Below are 15,396 nucleotides of genomic sequence, written 5' to 3' on the forward strand. Positions count from 1 at the left end.
GGTTGAGCTTGCAAGGTAACCCTTACCTAACTCAGAGGGGGAACCTGTGCCCGACCCACTGCTGGCCGCGGCCGCCGCGCTGCGCGCCGGAGAGGTGACCAGCGAGGCGCTCACCGAGTCCGCCATCGCCGCCGCCGACCGCGATGACGCGCGGCTCGGCGTGTACCTGACCAGGCTCGACGACCAGGCGAGAGCCGCCGCGCGCCGGGCGGACCGGGAGCTGGCCGAGGGGCTGGACCGCGGTCCGTTGCACGGCATCCCGATCGGGATCAAGGACAACCTCGCGCTGGCCGGCGCGCCCACCACCGCGCAGAGCCTGGTGCTCGACCCCGGCTGGGGCGGCGGCCGGGACGCGCCGGTGGTGGCCCGGCTGCGAGCCGCGGGCGCGGTGCTCACCGGCACCACCACCATGATGGAGTTCGGCTGCGGCCTGCCCGATCTCAGCAAACCCTTTCCGGTGCCACGGAACCCGCACGATCCGGAGCGCTGGGCCGGTGGCTCCAGCTCCGGTTCGGCCAGCGGGGTGGTGGCCGGGATGTTCCTGGCCGGGATCGGCTCGGACACCGCGGGCAGCATCCGGATGCCGGCCGCGTTCTGCGGGATCACCGGACTGCTGCCCACCTACGGGCTGGTGCCGACCGCCGGCAGCGTGCCGCTGAGCCCGAGCCTGGACCGGATCGGCCCGCTCGCGCACGGCGCGCTGGACTGCGCCGCGGTGCTGGCCACCCTGACCCCGTTCACCATGCCCGAACCCGGCGAGGACCTGACCGGACTGCGGATCGGCGTGGTGCGCGAACACCACTTCCCGGCACACGGCGATCCCGCGGTGGCACCGGCTTTCGACACCGCGCTGGACGTGCTGACCGGGCTCGGCGCGGAGGTGACCGAGGTGCGGCTGCCGTACTGGCGGGAGACGGTCACCGCCACGCTGGTCACCGCGAACTGCGAGGGCCTGGCCCACCACCGCGCCGACCTGGCCGAGCGCTGGTCGGACTACACCGTGGCCGCCCGTGGGCTGCTGGCCACCGGCGCGCTGGTCTCGGGCGCGGATTACGTTGCGGCACAACGGGTTCGCCGGGTGGCGCGGGCTGCGGTCACCGAACTGTTCGGCGAGGTCGACGTCATCGCCTGCCCGACCGCCTCGACCGGCGCGCCACCGTTCGAGGCGCTGGCCACCCCGGCCGGGCACCAGGACAACGAGGGCCTGTTCGGGCTGCTGCACACGCCGTACTGGAACGCGGTGGGCAACCCGGTGCTCGCACTGCCCATGGGACGCACCGCGGACGGCCTGCCGCTCTCGCTCCAGCTGGCCGGACCGGAGCACGGCGAGCACCTGCTGGTCCGGGTCGGCGCGGCCTTCCAGGAGCAGGCATGACCGCCGATCCGGGCGCCGTGGTGCGCGCCGCGCTGGCCGCCGCCAGCCTGCCCGCGCAGGGAGCCGAGCTGGACGGCCTGATCACGACCTATCCCGCCTACCGGGCCGCGGTGGACGCGCTGTACGCGGTGCCCGGCCCGGACTTCGAGGACACCGTCCAATGAGGACAGACAAGCTGATCCTGTTGCTGGCCTGCGCCTGCGCGTTCATGGTGATCATGGACGCCACCATCGTCTCGGTGGCGCTGCCCGACATCGGCGGCGCGCTGGGCTTTCCCGCCGAGTCACTGCCCTGGGTGGTCAACGCCTACACGCTGGCCTTCGCCGGGTTCCTGCTGCTGGGCGGGCGGTGCGCGGACACCTTCGGCCAGCGGCGGATCCTGCTGCTCGGTCTCAGCCTGTTCACCCTGGCCCGCACCGTCGGCGGCCTGGCCACCGGGCCGGGGCTGCTGCTGGCCGCGCGGGCCGCGCAGGGACTCGGCGGCGCGCTGCTGATGCCGGTCACGCTGTCCCTGCTCACCACCACGTTCACCGATCCGGACCGGCGGACCAGGGCACTGGCCACCTGGAGCTCGGTCGGCGCGGTCGGCGCGGCCAGCGGCCCGGTGGTCGGCGGGCTGCTCACCGAGGCGCTGAGCTGGCGCTGGGTGTTCTTCGTGACCGTGCCGATCGGGGTGGCCGCGATGGTGCTGGCGGCCCGGATCCTGCCGCCACGGGACCGGGCTGACTCCCCCGCCCGCCTGGACACCGTGGGCGCGGTGCTGGCCACGGCCGGGCTGGTGGGCGTGGTGTACGCGGTGATGGGCTCGGCCCAGGCCGGACTGGCCAGCCCCTCGGTGTTCGGGCCGCTGCTCGGCGGCGTCCTGCTGCTGGCGGTGTTCCTGGTGCACCAGGCGCGGTGGGCGGCCGATCCGCTGGTGCCGCTCGGTGTGTTCCGGCTGGGTTCGGTGGCCGCGGCGAACGGGGTGATGTTCCTGCTGGGACTGGGTTTCTTCGCCAGCCCGATCCTGATCTCGCTGTACCTGCAGTACGTCTCCGGCGCCACGCCGATGGAAGCCGGGCTCGGCTACCTGCCGATCGGGGTGGCGATGTGCGTCGGCGCGCGGGCGGCGGGACCGCTCACCGTGCGCTGGGGCGCGCGCCGGGCGACCGTGCTGTGCTGCCTGGTCGGCGCGGCCGGATTCCTTGCCACCGGGGCACTTCTGGGCGTGGACCAGCCCTACCTGGTCGCGGTCGCACTGCCGGGGGTGGTGCTCGGGCTGGGCAGCGCGGCGGCGTTCACCCCGATCACGGTGGCGGCCACCGCGGGCCTGCCGCCGCGGCACAACGGGCTGGCCGCCGGACTGCTCAACGCGATCCGGCAGACCAGCGGCGCGATCGGCCTCGCGGTGCTGAGCACGGTGTCCGCCACAGTCAGCGGTGGCCAGGCCACTCGCCCCGCGCTGGCCGCGGGGTACTCGGCGGCCTTCCTGCTCTCGGCCGCCTTCCTGGTCGCCGCGGCCGTGCTGGCCGCCTTCGCCCTGCGCGCGCGTGACCCGTGTACGGTGTACACATGGGCACGGCGGACCGGATCGCGGCAGCGGCGCTGACGATCCTGCTGGCAGAGGGGGCACAGGCGGTGACCATGCGCCGGGTGGCCGCGGCCGCCGGGGTCACCACGATGGCCAGCTACCGGCACTTCCCGAACCGGGAGGCGTTGCTGCGCACCGTGGTGGACAACGCGGTCGCCGAGGTCACCGCGACCTGGGGGCGGCGCAGTCCGGACGGGACCTTCGAGCAGCGGGTGGACGGCCTGGCCGAGGACTTCCTGGACTTCGCGCTGGGCCAGCCGAACCTGTACACCTTCGTCATCACCGAGCGGCGGGACGGGGTGCGGCAGTTCCCCTCGGACTTCCAGGCAGGCGACTCGCCGACCTTCGCCCCGGTGTTCGCGGTGGTGGCCGAGGCCATCCGGGACGGGCTGCTGCGCGAGGGTGATCCACTGGAGGTCACCCTGGCCCTGACCACCCCGGTGCTGGGCCTGTTGCAGCTGTACCACGGCGGCCGCATCGCACTGTCCGAAAAGGACTTCCGCGCGCTGTGCAAGCGCACGACCGAGAGGGTGCTCGATGGCCTCCGCACGTGACCGCGTGCTCGCCGTGGCCGCGTCCGGGGCGCTGTTCTACTTCGGCACCGGCATGTCCCCGGTCCCCGCGCTGACCTGGCTGGCCCCGTTGCCGGTGCTGCTGCTGGCTTCCCGGGTCCCGGCCTGGACCGCTGCGGGGCCGGGTTCCTGGCCTACCTGGCGGGGACGGCGAACGCCTGGGAGTTCCAGCTGCGCTCGCACGACACCCCGATGTGGCCGGTCGGGCTGATGATCAACGTGGGCATGTCGCTGGTGTTCGCGCTGGCGGTGTGGGGCTTCCACCGGCAGGCAGTGCGCGGGCGGGCGCTGCTGGCCGCGCTGACCGCGTCCGCGCTGTGGACCGGGACGGTGTGCCTGGTGTCGGTGGCCAACCCGATGGGGATCATGGGGACGCTGGCCAACGACCTCGGCGATGTGCCGCTGGTGTTGCAGACCGCGGCGGTGACCGGGATGTGGGGCGTGGAGTTCCTGGTGCTGCTGGCGCCCGCGACGATCGCGGCGGTGCTCGCGCCCGGGGCGCGGGGCCGCGTGCTGACCGCGGCCGTCGCCGTGGTGGTGCTGGCGGTAGCGCTGGGCGCGGGTGCCTTGCGGCTGGCCGAGTCCGGCGGCCCGGTCCAGCGGGTGGCCGCGATCTCCACCAACCAGCGGATGTGGGCCCCGGACCTGGCCACCCCCGCCGGCCGGGACCTGGTCGCCGCCTACGCCGAGCGGATCGCCGCGCTGCCCGCCGGGGTCCGCGCCGTGGTGCTGCCGGAGGGGTCCTTCGGCGCGCACGAGACCCGGCCCGCCGCGCTGTTCGACCCGATGCGCCGCCTGGCCAAGGACCGCGCCCTGGACATCGTGGTCGGCTATATGCGCTGGGACGGCGCGGCCAAGTACAACTACGCCGCCTTTTTCCCGGCTGATGGCGGCGAGCCCGTCTCCTACCTCAAGCACCACAACCCGGCAGGCGTGCCGGGCGCCGAACTCCTCGTCCGGGACCGGGCAGGCGTGGTGATCTGCGGGGATGTCAACCACTCCGCCCCGGTCAGTGACTACGCGGCCGCGGGCACCGGCCTGCTGCTGGCACCGGCCGCGGACGAGGTAGACAACGGCTGGCAGCACGCCCGGATGATGCTGCTCCGCGGGGTCGAGCACGGCCAGGCCACGGTGTGGGCGGCGCGCACCGGCACGCTGACCATCGCCGACGGGTACGGGCGGGTGCTGGCCGAGGCGCGCACCGACCGGCCGGAGCCGTTCGCGACCGTGGTCGCCGAACTGCCGACCGGGCCGGGCGCGACGCTGTACACCCGGTTCGGTGACTGGTTCGGCTGGTTGTGCCTCGCGCTGGGCGTCGGCGGGCTGTTCCTGCGCGCCCGACGCGGTGACTGATCGCGCCGGGGTGTTTACCAACGCGCGACGGGGGTAGACCGGGGCGACTACGCACTCACAAGGGAGCCCAGATGTCTTCCACCGCAACGGTTCGGCGCACCCCAGTTCAGACTGCCGCGCTCGTGGTCGGCGTGGTGTTCCTGCTCGTGGGCATCGCCGGGTTCATCCCGGGACTGACGACCAACTTCGACTCGCTCACCTTCGCCGGCCACCACTCCGGGGCGCTGCTGATGGGGGTCTTCGCGGTCTCCGTCGTGCACAACCTGGTGCACCTGGCCTTCGGCTTCGCCGCACTGGCGCTGGCCCGCAGCACCAGGGGCGCGGCGCTGTACCTGGTCGGCGGCGGGCTGATCTACCTGGTGCTGTGGTTCTACGGACTGCTGATCGACCACAACAGCGCGGCGAACTTCGTGCCGGTCAACGACGCGGACAACTGGCTGCACCTGGTACTGGCCCTGGGGATGATCGGACTGGCGTTCGGTCTCGGTGGCCGGACGCTGCGCGAGACCCGGTAAACACCGAACTTCAACTGAAAAACCCCTGACCCGTACTTCCCGGTAGCGTCTTTCCACGGGGTTGCGCGAATATGTACCGTCGGCGGCACTTTGAAGCATGTTCGCGCACACCCTCATCCCCGCCGGGAGTACGACATGCGAGTGCCCCGACCCCTGCGCCGCCTGATCGGCGTCCTCTCCCTGCTCGCGCTGCTGGCCTTCGGGCAGCAGGCACAGGCCCAGCCAGCCGAGCGGACCCTCGGTGCGATCACCGGGATCAGCCAGGACGGATCCACCGTCGCCATCAGCGCGGGCAGTGACCGCGTCCGGGTGGCCTTCCTGCAGCCCGATGTGTTCCGGCTCTGGCTCGGCCCCGGCGGCTCGTTCGCCGATCCGGTCGGCCGCGCCATCCTGACCAGCACCGACTTCGGCCCGGTGCGCACCACCGTCACCGAGACCACCGACTACTACAAGATCGAGACCGACGCGGTGGTGCTGCGCGCGTACCAGAAACCGCTGCGCTTCGCGCTGTACCGCAAGGACAACCAGACCCTGGTGTGGCAGGAGTCGGCCGGGCTGACCTGGAGCACCAGCGCCGCGCGGCAGCGGCTGGTGCGGGGCCAGGACGAGCAGTTCTACGGCACCGGGCTGCGGCTGGGCGCGTGGGCGCTGCGGGACAAGACGGTGCCGGTGCGGGTGGACAACAAGTGGAACGAGGGCAACAACGCCAGCCCGGCCCCGTTCTACCTGTCCACCAACGGTTACGGCGTGGTGCGCAACACCTGGTCACCGGGCAGCTACGCCTTCACCTCGCCGGTGCAGACCACGCACGAGGAGGGCCGGTTCGACGCGGTGTACTTCGCCGGGCAGGGCCTCAAGGACGTGCTCGACCGGTACACCGACGTGACCGGGAAGCCTTTCCTGGCCCCGATCTACGGTCTGGAGATGGGGCACGCGGACTGCTGGAACGCGAGCAACCCCGAGTACCAGGGCGACCACAACCGGGTGGACCACCAGACGACCCCGGATGTGCTCAAGTACGCCGAGCAGGCCCGCGCGGCGGACATGCCCTCGGGCTGGTTCCTGCCCAACGACGGCTACGGCTGCGGCTACACCAAGCTGCCGGAGACGGTGAAGTCCTTGCAGGACAAGGGCTTCTACACCGGGCTGTGGACCTCCACCGGACTGAAGAACGTCAAGGAGGAGGTCCGCGCGGGCTCGCGGATGATCAAGACCGACGTGGCCTGGATCGGCGGCGGCTACCAGAAGGCGTTCGAGGGCGTGCAGCAGGCGGTCTCCGGGATCGAGGACAACAGCGATGCCCGCCGGTTCGTCTGGACGGTCGATGGCTGGGCAGGCACCCAGCGCAACGCGGTGGTCTGGACCGGGGACACCGAGGGCGACTGGGACAACATGCGCTGGCACGTCCCGGCGATCACCGGCGCGGGCTTCTCCGCGCTGAACTACGCGGCTGGCGATGTGGACGGGATCTTCGCGGGCAGCCCGGACACCTACTCGCGGGACTTGCAGTGGAAGGCGTTCACGCCGGTGCTGATGAGCATGTCCGGCTGGGGCGCGAAGAATCCCACCTCGGCCTACCAGGACAAGCAGCCCTGGCGGTTCGACGCGGCGCACCAGGAGATCAACCGCAGGTACCTCAAGCTCAAGATGCGGCTCACCCCGTACTTCTACTCGATGGCGCGGGTGGCGCACGAGACCGGGGTGCCGACCACCAGGGCGATGGTGCTGGAGTACCCCAACGACCCGATCGCCAGGGGAAACCAGACCAGCCAGCAGTTCCTGGCCGGGGACGCCTTCCTGGTCGCGCCGGTGACCTCGGCGACCTCCACCAGGGACGGCATCTACCTGCCCGCGGGCACCTGGACCGACTACTGGACCGGCACGGTGTACCAGGGTCCGGGCACCTTCGACGGCTACCAGGCCCCGCTGGACCGGCTGCCGCTGTTCGTCAAGGGCGGCGCGATCGTGCCGATGTGGCCGCAGCTCAACCACCACCGGGAGAAGCCGAAGACGCCGATCACCTTCGACGTCTACCCCAACGGCAGCTCCAGCTTCGAGCTGTACGAGGACGACGGGGTCACCCGGCGGTTCCAGCGCGGTGAGCACGCCAAGCAGCAGGTGTCGGTGTCCGCGCCGACCGGCGGCCGCGGCGATGTCACGGTGCGGGTCGGCGCGTCCGTCGGCGACTACGCGGGCAAGCCTGCCAGCCGGGGTTACGAGCTGGCGGTGCACGTGGCCGGCGCGCCGGGCAAGGTGACGCTGGGCGGCAGCGCGCTGACCGGCTACACCAAGCGCGCCGACTACGAGGCGGCGGCGACCGGCTGGTTCTTCGAGCGCGGCGTGCTGCACGTGCGCACCGGCTCGCAGTCCATCGGCGCGGCGTTCACCATCACCGCCGAGGGCGTGCAACTGCCGGTGCCACAGGCGATCCCGACCAGGGCGGACGAGCCGATCGCCAAGTCCGGCTGGTCGGTCAAGCACGTGGACAGCCAGGAGACCGCGGGCGAGAACGGGGCCGCGGCCAACGCCATCGACGACAACCCCGGCACCCAGTGGCACACCCAGTGGTCGGGCACGGGTTCGGCGCTGCCGCACGAGATCCAGCTCGACCTGGGCGCCACGCACGAGATCACCGGCCTGTCCTATCTGCCGAGGCAGGACAGCGGGGTCAACGGCGGCATCAAGGGCTACGAGGTCTACGTCAGCACCGACGGCACGAGCTGGGGCCAGGCGGTGGCGACCGGGAACTTCGCCGCGGACAAGGGCGAGAAGCTGGTCAGCTTCGCCGCGAAAACGGGGCGGTACCTGAGGTTGCGGGCCACCAGTGAGATCAACGGCGGCACCTGGACCAGTGCGGCCGAGATCGGCGCGCGCAGACTGAAGAAATAGTCCACAGTGGACAGAGAGTCGCTGGTGGCGCGGGTGGGCGAGCTGATCGCGCACCCGCCCGCCGTGGTGCTGGTGGACGGCGCGGCGGGCCTGGGCAAGTCCTGGCTCGCCGCGCGGGTGCTCGCCGGGTCGACCGCCGGGGTGCGGGCGCTGGTCGAATGTCTTGGGCTGCCGGATGAGCCGAAGGTGTTGCTGCGCGAGGTGGTGCGGGCGCTGGTGGAGGCCGGGTGCGATCCGGCGGCGGGGCGGGCGGTGATCACCGCGGCGGAGCAGGCGGACGTCTCGGCCTACCGGACCTGCGCGGCACTGCGCGAACTGCTCGCCGGGGCGGGTTCGGCGCTGCTCGTGGTCGACGACCTCAGGCTGGCCGACCGTTGGTCGCGCGGGGTTTTGCGGTGCTGCGCGACCCGGCTGCCCCCGGGGGTCGCGATGGTGCTCACCTCCGCGCCGTGGCCTGGACCACGGGTCGAGCTGGCGCCGCTGCGGGTGGCCGAGGTGGCGGCGCTGGTGGACGCGCCGGAGCCCTGGGTGGCCGAGGTGCACCGGCTCACCGGCGGGATTCCGTTGCTGGTCAACGAGGTCCTGGACCGGATCACCCCTGCCGACGGCGAGCCGGGCGCGGCGCTGGTGCGCGCCGGGCTGCCGAGGAGGGTGCTGGAGCTGGTGGCCGACCGCCTGAACCCGGTACCGGCCGTGGTGCAGTCGCCGCGTTGCTGCGCGGGCCGATCGACCCGGCGGTCCCGGCGCGGGTGTGCGGGGTGGACTCGGCCAGGGCGGAGGCGGCGCTGGTGCGGGCGGTGGACGCCGGGCTGCTCGCGGTGCGCCCGGACGGCGCGTTCGAGTTCCGGCCGCCGCTGTGGGCGCTCGCGGTGGCCGAGACCATGCCGGTGGCGCGGCGGCGGCAGGCCCATCCGGCGATCGTGCGGGCGCTGGACGGCGCGGCCCTGCCGGAGCTGATCCACCACTGCCGCGCGGCGGGCGACCTGGCCGCGGCCGCCCGGCACGCCGAACGCGCCGCGGACCGGGCCATGCGCGCCGGTGCGCCCGCCACCGCGGTCGGACTGCTGCGCGACCTGCTCGGCGAACCGGGGCTGCCCCGCCGGATCCGCGCGGGATTGGCCGGCCGACTGGGCAGGCTGACCGTGGGCAGCTGGTCCTACCGCGACACGGTCACCCTGCTGCGCGGCCTGGTCGCCGACGACCTGCTGCCCGACGGCGTGCGCGGCGAGCTGCGACTGCACCTGGGCCTGCTGCTGGCCAACCAGGCCGGTGACGCCGACGCGGGCCGCGCGGAGCTGGTGCGCGCGGTCCCGGAACTGCGGCGGCGGCCCGCGCTGGCGGCCAGGGCGGTCTCCGCGCTGGCCCTGCCGCACCTGGGCACCGCGCCGATGGCCGAACACCTGCGCTGGCTGGCCGAGCTGGACCGGCTCACGCCCCGGCGCGGCGATCCCGCGCTGCTGACCGCGATCGAGGTCAACCGGTCCACCACCCTGCTCCAGCTCGGCGACCACCGCGCCTGGGACGCGCTGCCGACCACCGGTCATCGGCTGGAGCTGCTGCGCGGCTACCTGAACTTCACCGACGCCGCGATCACCCTCGGCCACCACCGGGCCGCCGCCGGCTTCCTGGCCGAGGCCGAGTCGCTGGCCAGTGCGGCCCCGTACCTGGCGCAGTGGGCGACCACGAACCAGCTCCGCCTGGCCCTGGTCACCGGCCAGTGGACCGGCCTGGCCGAGCGGGTGCGCGCGCACCTGGGCACCGGCCCGCACAACCCGCGCTCGGCCGCCGAGTCACGGCTGGTGCTGGCCCGGCTCGCCTTCGCCAAGGGCGAGTGGGCGGAGGCCGAGTCGCTGCTGGCCGGACCTGGCTGGTGCGGCTCCGCGGTGCCCGCCGCGGCCGCCACCCGGATCCGGCTGGCCACCGCCCGCGGCCGACCGGCGGACCTGTCCTGTGCCGAGATCCGGCGCAAGGGCGTGTGGGTGTGGGCCGCCGAACTGGTGGACGCGGCGGTGGAAGCCCTGCTGCGACAAGGAGCTCCGGCCCCGGCGCGGACGCTGCTGGCCGAGTTCGCCGCGGAGATCGCGGACCGGGACTACCCGCTTGGACAGGCGATGTTGGCCTACGACAACGGATTGGTGGCCGCCGCGGACGGGAATGCCGATGGCGCGGCGGCGCTGCTCGCGGACGCGGCGGAGCAGTTCGCCGCTCTCCCCCGCCCCTACGAGCACGCCCGCGCCGTCGAAGCCCTGGCCCGGCACCTGTTCACCACCGGCGAGCAGACCACCGCCGAGCAGCGGATCGCCGAGGCCGCGCGGATGTTCGGCGAGCTCGGCGCGAGCTGGGACGCCGCCCGCTGCGAACGCCTGCTGCGCCAGCACCGCGGCCCGCTCGGCGGCGGACCGGGCAGGCGCGGCTACGGCGGCGCGCTGTCCCCGCGCGAGCGGGAGGTGGCCCGGCTGATCACCTCGGGGCGCACCAACCGGGAGATCGCCGAGCTGCTGTTCCTGTCCCCGCGCACGGTGGAGCGGCACGTGGCCAGCCTGCTGCGCAAGCTCGGCGCGCGCAGCCGCACCGAGGTCAGCCCCGGGGCGCGAAGAACACGCCCAGGATGAGCTGCGCGACAATCACGGCGGTCCAGATCAGCGCCTTGCGGGTGGGCCTGGGTCCGTCGCGGAGCAGCCGCACGCCGAAGGGCGCCAGGGCCAGGGTCAGCCCGCCGATGGCGATCAGCGAGACCGGCAGCTGGGTGCCCTTCACAGTGCCGAAGGCGTGCAAGGACATCAGGGCCAGCGCCAGCGCGCCCAGCGGACCGAACACGCCCGATCGCCAAGCGCCGAGGGCGAGCACGATCCAGCCGATCAGGATGGCCCCGCCGAAGGTGCGGAACGGGTGCCAGGTCAGCTCGCCCCAGAACCGGTAGTAGTCACTCACGAGCTGTCCGGCCCGCTCGATGCCCTGGGTGTCGGCCAGCACGAACACCAGCTGGTCGGTGCCCGCGTGGTAGGCGCGGGTGCACAGGCCGAGGATCACCAGTGTGCCGCCCCAGTACGCCCAGACCGGCCGGGTGGCCGCGATCCGCTGGCACAGCGCGACCACCGCGAAGCACAGCAGCACGTTGCCGAGCGCGAAGCAGGCGTACGCGGCGGACATCAGCGCCGGATGTTGCTGGTGGGCCTGGAGCTGCTGCGGGAAGAAGAAGTGGAACGGCGACCGCAGCAGCGCACCGGTCAGCAGCAGGAGCGGGCCCGCGATCAGCGAGACCCCGCCGACCCACCGCCCGGGGAACAACGCTTGCCGCGCAAGCACATCCGCGCTCTGCCGAGTGTCGTCAACCATGGCTGGAGGGTATTTTTGGCGGCCTGGGTGGCGCGTCTGCCCGTGGTCTTCGATCGGCGGCTGATAGTCCTACCTGGGGCAGAGGCGGCCGGTGGTACGGTCCGCTCATGGTCGCCGTGGCACTGCTGGCCCTGGTGCAGCTCTGGGCGTTGCTGGACCCGCCGGGCCGGGTGGCCGTGGGGCCGGTCTGGGCGATGCTCCTGGTGTCCTGCGCACTGGCATTTCCCGTGCTGGCAAGGCGTCGGTGGCCGCTCGCGGCGTTCGCGGCCGCCCTGGCGGTCGCGCTGACCGCCACCGTCGCGGGCCTGGTCGGCGGCGGGGTGGTCTGGATCGCCTACCTGCCCACGGCCTTGGCGCTGTACCCGGTCGCGGTGGCCGGGCGGACCTGGCGGTCGCTGGCGGTGCTGGGCACGGCGATCACCTTGGCCACCGGGGCGATCCTGGCCTACTACCGCTGGGTGCTGCCCGGCCTGGCCGTGCCCACCCTGCCGGTGGAGGTGCCGGTGGCCTGGCCGGTGGAGATCGGCTTGGTCACCGTGCTGCTGGGCGGTTCGGCCGGGATCGGCGGTGCGGTCGCCCGGCGGCGGCGGATCGCGGCGCACCTGGTCGCGGAGTCCTCCCGGCGGGCGGTGGCCGAGGAGCGGCTGCGCATCGCGCGGGAGCTGCACGACGTGGTCGGCCACAGCCTGAGCCTGATCGCGGTGCAGGCCACCGTGGCCAACCACCTCGGCCCCGGCTCCCCCGATGCCGCCGGTTCGGCGCTGCGCACCATCGAGTCCACCAGCCGCGGCGCCCTGGCCGAGGTCCGCCGGGTGCTCGGCGCGCTCCGCTCGGACGCCGAGCTGACCCCCATCCCCGGACCGGCCGACCTGCCAGGGCTGGCCGCCGGATCCGGCCTGGCCGTGGACCTCACCCTGCGCGGTGACCGCGAACTGCCCGCGGGTCTGGGGCTCACGGTGTACCGGATCGTGCAGGAGGCGTTGACCAACGTGTTGCGGCACGCGGAAACCGGCTCCTGCCGGGTGCTCGTCGACCGCACCGGACCGGCGGTCCTGGTCGAGGTCCTCGACGACGGGCGCGGCGGCGAACCCTCGGGCAGCGGCAACGGGCTGCTCGGCCTGCGGGAGCGGGCCGCCCTGTTCGGTGGCACGCTCAGCGCCGGGCCGAGGGCCGAGGGCGGGTTCGCGGTACGGGCCCGGATTCCGATCGACGTCGAGGAGGCGCGGTGACCAGGGTGGTGCTCGCCGAGGACCAGGTGTTGTTGCGGGACAGCCTGGTCGCGCTGATCGACTCCACCGGGGACCTCAGCGTGGTCGGGCAGGCGGGCACCGGGACAGCGGCGGTCGAGCTGGCCCGGAGCTGCCGGCCGGACGTGGTGCTGATGGACGTGCGGATGCCGGAGCTGGACGGCATCGAGGCGACCAGGCGGATCTGCGCCGAGGGCACGGCCAGGGTGCTCATCCTGACCACCTTCGACCTGGACGAGTACGTGCACGCCGCGTTGCGGGCCGGCGCCAGCGGGTTCCTGGTCAAGGACTCCTCGGCCGCGGACCTGCTGGCCGCGGTGCGGATCGTGGCCGCGGGCGAGGCGCTGCTCGCGCCGACGGTGACCCGGCGGCTGATCGAGCGGTTCCGCGCCCAGCGACCGCCGTCCCGCGACAACTCGCTGGACGGCCTCACCCCCCGGGAGACCGAGGTGTTGCGGCTGATCGCCGACGGCCTGTCCAACACCGAGATCGCCGACCGGCTGTTCCTGGGCGTGGGCACGGTCAAGACGCACGTCGGCCGCCTGCTGGCCAAGCTGTCCGCCAGGGACCGGGCCCAGCTGGTCATCCGGGCCTACGACGGCGGGCTGGTCAGCAGGCAGGGCACCGCGGTGCGACCGCCGGACCGGCCGCACCGCGATGCGCTCAGGTGATCAGCCGAAGCACAGCGGGGTGCTGATGTGCTTGTGGCAGCGGATGGTCCGGGTGGTCGAGCCGGTCTGGTTCCGGCTGTCGGTCACGGTCAGCGTCACGGTGTAGGTGGCCGCGACGTTCGGGTAGCTGTGCGAGACGGTGGCCCCGGTGCCGGTGGTGCCGTCGCCGAACTTCCAGGTGTGGCCGGAGACCGAGCCCTCCTCGTCGCTGGAGGCGCTGCCGTCGAAGGAGCAGCTGCCGCGGTTGCAGCGGGCGCTGAAGGCGGCGGTCGGCGGCAGGTCGCCCGCCTTGACCAGGCGGCGGGTGCTGTGCGTCTTGCCGTCGTTGTCGGTCACGGTCAGCCGGACGCTGTAGTGGGCGGCCTTGCCGTAGTTGTGCGAGGCGGTCTTGCCGGTCGCGGTGCCGCCGTCACCGAACTCCCAGGCGTAGCCGGTGATGCTGCCGTCGGGGTCCTTTGTGGAGCTGGCGTCGAAGGAGCAGGTGGTGTTGCTGGTGGAGCAGTTCGCGGTGAACGCGGCGACCGGCCTGCCGGGGTCGGCCGAGCCCGCCGGGTAGTCCTGGGTGGAGCTGACGTCCAGCAGCGGTTCCTTGACGTTGTCGCCGGAGTCGTCGGTCCAGTCGGTGTTCGCGGTGTCGATCAGCCGCTGCCGCACCGCGCGCACGCCGTCCCGGTTGGTCGCCCGGTTGCCGTTGGCGGTCAACAGGCCAGCCGCGCCCGCCACGTGCGGCGCGGCCATCGAGGTGCCGCTGAGGGTGGAGTAGCTGCCGTTGAGGTGGGTGGACAGGATGCAGGTGCCCGGTGCCGCGATCTCCACGGTGGCGCCGAAGTTGCTGAAGTCGGCCAGGGTGTCGTCCTGGTCGGCCCGGCAGGTGGCGGCCGCGCCGCCGCCGCGCTTGCCGTTGAAGTCGGCCAGCGCGGACACGGTGATCACGTCCGGGTGGTTGGCCGGGAAGAAGGTCCTGGCGTCCTTGTGGTTGTTCCCGGCGGCCACCGCGAACACCACGCCCTTGCCGACCGCGTTGGAGATCGCCTGGCTGAGCGCGTCGTTGGTGCAGTTGTCGCAGCCGAGGCTCATGTTGGCCACCTCGATCTCATCGGCGTGCGCGGCCACCCAGTCCACGCCGGCGACCACGCCGGAGAGCTGCCCGCTGCCGCTGTCGTCGAGCACCTTGGCCGACCAGATCCGCGCGCCCGGTGCGATGCCGGTGACCCCGGCGCCGTCGTCCTTGGCGCCGATGCTGCCTGCCACGTGGGTGCCGTGGCCGTGGCCGTCGCTGCCCGCGTTGTCGGTGCAGGAGCTGCTGTTCACGCAGTTGGCCCGAGCCACCACGGTCAGGTCGGGGTGCTTGCCGTCCACCCCGGTGTCGATCACCGCGACGTCCACGTCCACGCTGTAGTCGGCGGTGCCGTTGATCTTGAGGTTGGGGTTGCCGGTGGCGAAGGCCCGGTCCACGCCGGTGGGCACGGTCTGCGCGGTGGTGCGCACCACCGCGTCCGGCTCCACCGAGCGCACCCGGGGGTCGCGCCGCAGCGCCGCGACCGCGGTCGGCGACAGGGACGCCGAGAAGCCGGACAGCGCGTGCCGGTAGACGTGGCCGACCTGGGCGCCGTGGCCCGCCGCCAGGGCCGCCGGGTCGGTCGCCTGATCGGACAGGGTGACCAGGTAGTCCGCCGGTGCACCGGCCGCCTGGGCGACCGGGGCCGTGGCAGCCAGCGCCACCACCCCCAGCGCCACGAGCAGTGCTCTTCTGATCCGCACGGGATCCTCCTTGTGCAGGGAACCGCGGCCAGCGCCGCGGGAGCACCAATCTCCAGCCGGATCAACGCCGCCAACAATGCCGGGAACCGTGGGTGTGGTACCCAATC

General features: G+C 73.2%; 13 protein-coding genes. 11 read left to right on the forward strand and 2 right to left on the reverse strand.

Going from position 1 to position 15,396, the window contains the following annotated elements; translation table 11 throughout:
• Positions 1-46: 46 nt before the first annotated feature.
• From N8J89_RS25495 to N8J89_RS25535, 9 genes are all read left to right on the forward strand, one after another.
• Entirely contained in the window at positions 47-1,375 is a 1,329-nt protein-coding gene (locus N8J89_RS25495; RefSeq protein ID WP_283659536.1) for an amidase, read from the forward strand.
• A complete protein-coding gene (locus N8J89_RS25500) occupies positions 1,372-1,539 on the forward strand; it encodes a hypothetical protein (RefSeq protein WP_283659537.1) in 168 nt (55 codons plus the stop codon). Before N8J89_RS25495 ends, N8J89_RS25500 begins: the two co-directional genes overlap by 4 nt.
• Positions 1,536-2,963: a DHA2 family efflux MFS transporter permease subunit gene (locus N8J89_RS25505; protein ID WP_283659538.1), complete on the forward strand. Its 1,428-nt coding sequence runs from the start codon at positions 1,536-1,538 to the stop codon at positions 2,961-2,963. Before N8J89_RS25500 ends, N8J89_RS25505 begins: the two co-directional genes overlap by 4 nt.
• Entirely contained in the window at positions 2,927-3,499 is a 573-nt protein-coding gene (locus tag N8J89_RS25510; RefSeq protein WP_283659539.1) for a TetR/AcrR family transcriptional regulator, read from the forward strand. The genes N8J89_RS25505 and N8J89_RS25510 overlap by 37 nt, the downstream gene beginning before the upstream one ends.
• 210 nt (positions 3,500-3,709) lie before the next feature.
• Positions 3,710-4,870 carry a nitrilase-related carbon-nitrogen hydrolase gene (locus tag N8J89_RS25515; RefSeq protein ID WP_283659540.1) on the forward strand — a complete coding sequence of 387 codons (1,161 nt, stop codon included), beginning with the start codon at positions 3,710-3,712 and terminating at the stop codon, positions 4,868-4,870.
• A gap of 71 nt (positions 4,871-4,941) precedes the next feature.
• Positions 4,942-5,385 (forward strand): DUF4383 domain-containing protein, encoded by a 444-nt coding sequence (locus N8J89_RS25520; protein ID WP_283659541.1) that lies wholly within the window; start codon positions 4,942-4,944, stop codon positions 5,383-5,385.
• A 135-nt stretch (positions 5,386-5,520) separates the two neighbouring features.
• Positions 5,521-8,274 (forward strand): discoidin domain-containing protein, encoded by a 2,754-nt coding sequence (locus N8J89_RS25525; RefSeq protein ID WP_283659542.1) that lies wholly within the window; start codon positions 5,521-5,523, stop codon positions 8,272-8,274.
• Between the two features lie 6 nt (positions 8,275-8,280).
• Positions 8,281-9,231 (forward strand): P-loop NTPase family protein, encoded by a 951-nt coding sequence (locus N8J89_RS25530; protein WP_283659543.1) that lies wholly within the window; start codon positions 8,281-8,283, stop codon positions 9,229-9,231.
• Positions 9,232-10,589: 1,358 nt separating this feature from the next.
• Entirely contained in the window at positions 10,590-10,886 is a 297-nt protein-coding gene (locus N8J89_RS25535) for a response regulator transcription factor (RefSeq protein WP_283666246.1), read from the forward strand.
• Here the strand turns inward: N8J89_RS25535 and N8J89_RS25540 are convergent.
• Entirely contained in the window at positions 10,852-11,610 is a 759-nt protein-coding gene (locus N8J89_RS25540) for a glycosyltransferase family protein (protein WP_283659544.1), read from the reverse strand. The genes N8J89_RS25535 and N8J89_RS25540 overlap by 35 nt on opposite strands.
• A 107-nt stretch (positions 11,611-11,717) precedes the next feature.
• Between N8J89_RS25540 and N8J89_RS25545 the strand changes: the two genes are divergently transcribed.
• A complete protein-coding gene (locus tag N8J89_RS25545; RefSeq protein WP_283659545.1) occupies positions 11,718-12,839 on the forward strand; it encodes a sensor histidine kinase in 1,122 nt (373 codons plus the stop codon).
• A complete protein-coding gene (locus N8J89_RS25550; RefSeq protein WP_283659546.1) occupies positions 12,836-13,528 on the forward strand; it encodes a response regulator in 693 nt (230 codons plus the stop codon). Before N8J89_RS25545 ends, N8J89_RS25550 begins: the two co-directional genes overlap by 4 nt.
• Here N8J89_RS25550 and N8J89_RS25555 read toward each other — a convergent pair whose 3' ends face one another.
• Positions 13,529-15,289 (reverse strand): S8 family serine peptidase, encoded by a 1,761-nt coding sequence (locus N8J89_RS25555; RefSeq protein ID WP_283659547.1) that lies wholly within the window; start codon positions 15,287-15,289, stop codon positions 13,529-13,531.
• Between the last annotated feature and the right edge of the window lie 107 nt (positions 15,290-15,396).

Source organism: Crossiella sp. CA-258035 (genome assembly GCF_030064675.1).
In the GTDB taxonomy this organism is placed as follows: domain Bacteria; phylum Actinomycetota; class Actinomycetes; order Mycobacteriales; family Pseudonocardiaceae; genus Crossiella.

Excerpts from the sequence above, each read along its gene's own strand:
- N8J89_RS25500 (WP_283659537.1), top strand. The coding sequence starts at position 1,372 with ATGACCGCCGATCCGGGCGCCGTGGTGCGCGCCGCGCTGGCCGCCGCC.
- N8J89_RS25505 (WP_283659538.1), top strand. The coding sequence starts at position 1,536 with ATGAGGACAGACAAGCTGATCCTGTTGCTGGCCTGCGCCTGCGCGTTC.
- N8J89_RS25510 (WP_283659539.1), top strand. The coding sequence starts at position 2,927 with ATGGGCACGGCGGACCGGATCGCGGCAGCGGCGCTGACGATCCTGCTG.
- N8J89_RS25515 (WP_283659540.1), top strand. The coding sequence starts at position 3,710 with ATGTGGCCGGTCGGGCTGATGATCAACGTGGGCATGTCGCTGGTGTTC.
- N8J89_RS25520 (WP_283659541.1), top strand. The coding sequence starts at position 4,942 with ATGTCTTCCACCGCAACGGTTCGGCGCACCCCAGTTCAGACTGCCGCG.
- N8J89_RS25525 (WP_283659542.1), top strand. The coding sequence starts at position 5,521 with ATGCGAGTGCCCCGACCCCTGCGCCGCCTGATCGGCGTCCTCTCCCTG.
- N8J89_RS25535 (WP_283666246.1), top strand. The coding sequence starts at position 10,590 with ATGTTCGGCGAGCTCGGCGCGAGCTGGGACGCCGCCCGCTGCGAACGC.
- N8J89_RS25540 (WP_283659544.1), bottom strand. The coding sequence starts at position 11,610 with ATGGTTGACGACACTCGGCAGAGCGCGGATGTGCTTGCGCGGCAAGCG.
- N8J89_RS25545 (WP_283659545.1), top strand. The coding sequence starts at position 11,718 with ATGGTCGCCGTGGCACTGCTGGCCCTGGTGCAGCTCTGGGCGTTGCTG.